This window comes from Azonexus sp. (assembly GCF_036170495.1).
Classification (GTDB): Bacteria; Pseudomonadota; Gammaproteobacteria; order Burkholderiales; family Rhodocyclaceae; genus Azonexus.
In genome coordinates, this window is record NZ_JAVHPH010000176.1 from 1 (window position 1) to 4,358 (window position 4,358).

At 55.5% G+C, this 4,358-nt stretch carries 5 protein-coding genes; all 5 read left to right on the top strand.

All coding sequences use genetic code 11. From position 1 onward, the window contains the following. Nucleotides 1–935, top strand: a 935-nt coding sequence (locus ADADOO_RS05825) for a thiamine pyrophosphate-dependent enzyme (RefSeq protein WP_511275811.1), incomplete at its 5' end; no start/stop codon positions are given. A gap of 20 nt (nt 936–955) precedes the next feature. Continuing rightward, a complete protein-coding gene (ilvN, locus tag ADADOO_RS05830) occupies nt 956–1,447 on the top strand; it encodes an acetolactate synthase small subunit (RefSeq protein WP_511275813.1) in 492 nt (163 codons plus the stop codon). 24 nt (nt 1,448–1,471) lie between these two features. Continuing rightward, complete coding sequence (ilvC, locus tag ADADOO_RS05835) at nt 1,472–2,488, top strand: ketol-acid reductoisomerase (RefSeq protein ID WP_511275814.1); 1,017 nt, start codon at nt 1,472–1,474, stop codon at nt 2,486–2,488. A gap of 186 nt (nt 2,489–2,674) precedes the next feature. Then, nucleotides 2,675–3,427, top strand: a complete 753-nt coding sequence (gene pssA, locus ADADOO_RS05840) for a CDP-diacylglycerol--serine O-phosphatidyltransferase (RefSeq protein ID WP_511275815.1) — start codon at nt 2,675–2,677, stop codon at nt 3,425–3,427. A gap of 12 nt (nt 3,428–3,439) precedes the next feature. Next, nucleotides 3,440–4,358, top strand: a 919-nt coding sequence (locus ADADOO_RS05845) for a 2-isopropylmalate synthase (RefSeq protein WP_511275817.1), incomplete at its 3' end; no start/stop codon positions are given.

Here is a 4,358-nt window from a genome sequence, read left to right on the forward strand (position 1 = left end):
GCATGCATGGCACTTTCGAAGCCAACAACGCCATGCACTACGCCGATGTGATTCTAGCCATCGGCGCCCGTTTTGATGATCGCGTGATCGGCAACCCGGAGCACTTCAGCGAAGAGAAGCGTCGTGTTATCCATATCGACATCGATCCGTCCTCGATTTCCAAGCGCGTCAAGGTCGATGTGCCCATCGTCGGCAATGTGCCGGATGTGCTGGAAGAAATCGTCAAGCTAATGGATGGCGGTTTCAGAACCGATCCTGAAGTCGCCAACTGGTGGAAACAGATCGACGAATGGCGTGGCCGTGACTCCCTGCGTTACAAGCAGTCCGAGCACATCATGCCCCAGTTCGTCATGGAAAAGCTCTATGAAGTGACGGGAGGCAATGCCTTTGTGACTTCGGACGTCGGTCAGCACCAGATGTTTGCTGCCCAGTACTACAAGTTCGACAAGCCGCGACGCTGGATCAACTCTGGTGGTCTGGGTACCATGGGCGTTGGCCTGCCGTATGGCATGGGCGTGCTGATGGCCAATCCCGATGCGCAGGTAGCTTGCGTTACCGGCGAAGGCTCGATCCAGATGTGTATTCAGGAGTTGTCGACCTGTAAGCAATACGGCTTCCCGATCAAGATCATCAACCTGAACAACGGCATGCTGGGCATGGTGCGGCAGTGGCAGGAAATGTTCTATTCGAAGCGCTACTCTCAATCCTACGTCACTTCGCTGCCGGATTTCGTCAAGCTTGCCGAAGCCTATGGGCACGTCGGCATGAAGATCGAAAAGCCCGAAGATGTCGAGCCAGCCTTGCGCAAGGCCTTTACCGAGCACAAGAATGACTTGGTCTTTATGGACTTCATCATTGATCCGGGTGCCAACGTCTTCCCGATGGTGGCGGCCGGCAAGGGTTTGACTGAAATGATCCTTGCAGAAGATATCTGAGCGGGGGGAGAAAAAGAAAAATGCGACACATCATTTCCATCCTGATCGAAAATGAATCGGGTGCTCTTTCCCGCGTGGCCGGGCTGTTCTCGGCTCGTGGCTACAATATTGAATCGCTGACTGTGGCACCGACGGAAGATCCCTCGCTGTCCCGGATGACCATCCTGACTTCCGGCTCCGACGAGGTGCTTGAACAGATTACGAAACAGCTCAACAAGCTGGTCGACGTGGTCAAGGTGGTCGATCTCTCTGAAGCAGCTCATGTCGAGCGCGAACTGATGCTGATCAAGGTTCGCGCTACGGGTAAGGACCGCGAAGAGATGAAGCGGATGGCCGACATTTTTCGTGGTCGGATCATCGACGTTACGGAGTCAACCTATGTTATCGAGTTGACTGGTACCAGTTCCAAGCTTGACTCTTTTATTACCGGGCTTGATGCCGGCCTGATTCTCGAGACCGTCCGTGCCGGTGTCTGTGGTATTGGCCGCGGCGATCGCATTCTTAAAGTCTAACTATTTGTATATAAAGAGGATTTCATGAAAGTTTATTACGACAAGGACGCCGATCTCTCCCTCATCAAGGGCAAGAAGATCACCATCGTTGGTTACGGCTCGCAGGGCCACGCCCACGCCCAAAACCTCAGGGATTCCGGCGTCAAGGTCACGGTTGGCTTGCGTAAGGATGGCGCTTCCTGGAAGAAGGCCGAAGCGGCTGGCCTCAAGGTGGAAGAAATCGCCAAGGCCGTCAAGGGCGCCGATGTGGTCATGATCCTGTTGCCGGATGAAAACATTCCGCAGGTGTACAACGAAGAAGTCGCCCCGAACCTCAAAAAGGGAGCTGCCCTGGCCTTTGCTCACGGCTTCAACGTGCATTACAACCAGGTCGTGCCACGGGCCGACGTGGACGTCATCATGGTCGCCCCGAAGGGCCCTGGCCACACCGTGCGTTCCGAGTACCTGAAGGGTGGCGGCGTGCCGTCCCTGATCGCCGTTTATCAGGACGTCACCAAGAAGGCGAAGGATATCGCCCTGTCTTACGCTGCTGCCAACGGCGGTACCAAAGGCGGCGTCATTGAAACTAACTTCCGCGAAGAAACCGAAACCGACCTGTTCGGCGAACAGGCTGTTCTCTGTGGCGGTGCTGTTGAGCTGGTCAAAATGGGCTTCGAAACCCTGACCGAAGCTGGTTATGCTCCGGAAATGGCTTACTTCGAGTGCTTGCACGAACTCAAGCTGATCGTCGACCTGATGTACGAAGGCGGAATCGCCAACATGAACTACTCGATCTCCAACAATGCGGAGTTCGGCGAGTACGTGACGGGTACCGAAGTCATCAACGAGCAGTCCCGTGCTGCCATGCGCAATGCGCTGAAGCGCATCCAGAACGGTGACTACGCCAAGATGTTCATTCTCGAAGGCCGTACTAATTACCCGGCTATGACGGCTCGTCGTCGTCTGAATGCCGAGCATCCGATTGAGACGGTTGGTGCCAAGCTGCGCGACATGATGCCGTGGATCAAGAAGAACAAGCTGGTCGATCAGTCCAAGAACTAATTGGCAGGTCGCAGGCTTGACGAGGCGTCGTTGCGCCCTTGCTGTACTAACGTACTGCCTGCGCTTTTGCTCGCCTAGCCTCATTTTTTCCTTGGGCGGTGTGGGTGACCTCACCGCCCTTGCTGTTTGCGGATTTTGATCCTTTCCGGGTGTATCCTTTTTAAGTTGCCCGCTGATTTGTGACCCATGACTGAACTCAAACCCCGTAAATCGCTGTTCAATCCTGAAGTGAAACGGCGCGGTATTTACTTGCTGCCCAATTTATTCACTACGGCGGCCCTGTTTGCCGGTTTTTTTGCCATCGTGCAGGCGATGCAGGGTGATTTTGCACGAGCCGCGATGGCAATCTTCATCGCCATGGTTCTCGACGGTCTGGATGGTCGCGTGGCACGCTTGACCAATACGCAGTCGGCCTTTGGCGCTGAATATGATTCGCTGTCCGATATGGTCAGCTTCGGAGCGGCGCCGGCTCTCGTGATGTATGAATGGGCGCTGCGTGATATGGGGCGTCTGGGCTGGATCGCTGCCTTTATCTACTGTGCCGGGGCTGCCTTGCGTCTGGCGCGCTTCAATACGACGCTGGAAGTGATGGACAAGCGCTACTTCCAGGGCTTGCCATCGCCGGCTGCGGCGGCACTGGTCGCTGGCCTGGTGTGGGTATGCATTGAAACCGCTGTGGCCGGTAGCGACGTACGCTGGCTGGCCTGTGCGCTGACCGTATTTGCTGGTGTCACCATGGTGTCCAATATCCGCTTCTATAGCTTCAAGGACATCAACCTGAAGAAGAGTGTGCCCTTCTTCGTTATTGCGGCGATTGCCCTGGGATTTGCTCTGGTTGCCTATAGCCCGGAAATTGCCCTGTTCGGTTTCTTCGTCATTTATGGTTTGTCGGGCTATGTTCAGGCTGCAATCGGCCTGCTTAAACGGAAAGCCCTGTAGTTCGGAGTGTTTATGAAACAGCATCTGGTTATTTTTGATACCACCCTGCGTGATGGTGAGCAGAGCCCGGGCGCCTCGATGACTCGGGAAGAGAAGATTCGCGTTGCTCGCCAACTTGAAAAGATGCGGGTCGATGTCATTGAGGCTGGTTTTGCCGCCGCCTCGCAGGGGGATTTCGAGGCCATTCAGGCCATTGCTCAGGCAATCAAGGATTCGACGATCTGCTCGCTGGCGCGTGCTAACGAGAATGATATTGCTCGGGCGGGCGAGGCAATCAAGCCGGCCCAGTCAGGTCGTATTCATACCTTCATCGCGACTTCGCCCATTCACATGGAAAAGAAATTGCGCATGACACCGGACCAAGTTGTCGAGCAGGCGGTCAAGTCGATCGGCTGGGCCCGGCAATACACTGACGACATCGAGTTTTCGGCCGAGGATGCTGGACGTTCCGAAATTGACTTTCTTTGCCGTATTTTCGACGCAGTCATCAAGGCCGGTGCCAGGACTATCAACGTGCCGGATACGGTCGGCTACGCCATTCCGTTCCAGTACGCCGAAACCATGCGTCAATTGATCGAGCGTGTGCCGAATGCGGACAAGGTGGTGTGGTCAGTACATTGCCACAATGACCTCGGGCTGGCAGTTTCCAATTCTCTGGCTGCAGTACTGGCCGGAGCTCGCCAGGTTGAATGCACGATCAACGGCCTCGGAGAGCGCGCCGGTAATGCGGCACTCGAAGAGATCGTCATGGCGGTACGCACTCGTCCGGACATCTTTGAGCTCGAAACACGCATCGATACGACGCAGATTGTCCCAGCGTCGAAGTTGATTTCGCAGATTACTGGCTACTCCGTTCAGCCGAACAAGGCGGTGGTTGGCGCCAATGCCTTCGCCCACGAGTCCGGTATTCACCAGGATGGCGTGCTGAAGC